Below are 511 nucleotides of genomic sequence, written 5' to 3' on the forward strand. Positions count from 1 at the left end.
CCCCGAGCACGCCGGCCAGCACATCGCCCGTGCCCGCGGTCGCGAGCCACCCGGTGCCCGCGTCCACGGCGATCACCGGGCCGTCGGGTCCCGCGATCAGCGTGCGGGCCCCTTTGCGCAGCACGACGCCGTGCAGCTCCGCGGCCATCCGTCGTACCTCGGCCGCCGTGTCCTGATCCGCGTCGACGAGACCGAGGCGCTCCCGAAGCCGGGTGAACTCCCCCGCGTGCGGGGTCACCAGGAACGGCGCGGTCGCGCCGGTCGCCAGGTCGAGTGCGCCGGCGTCGATCACGACCGGGGCCGTGCCCGACACGATCTCGCGCAGCGCCCGCGCCTCGGCGTCCGTCCGCTCCTCGGGGTCGGTGCCGGATCCGATGACCCACGCTCCGACCCGGGTGCGCCCGGTGTCGGGCCCGCCCACGGTCTCCGGGCGGCGGGCGAGCACGGCGTCGATCACGCGCTGCTCTCCCGCATACCGCACGAAGCCCGCCCCGGCGCGCCACGCGGCCTC

Annotated in this window: 1 protein-coding gene; it reads right to left on the reverse strand. The window is 77.3% G+C overall.

The genetic code is table 11. The annotated features are described in order from the left end of the window. On the reverse strand, nucleotides 1-511 hold a 511-nt coding region (locus tag DW309_RS17515; RefSeq protein ID WP_136046098.1), incomplete at both ends, for an ADP-dependent NAD(P)H-hydrate dehydratase.

It is taken from the genome of Microbacterium sp. K41, assembly GCF_004794395.1.
GTDB lineage: Bacteria > Actinomycetota > Actinomycetes > Actinomycetales > Microbacteriaceae > Microbacterium > Microbacterium sufflavum.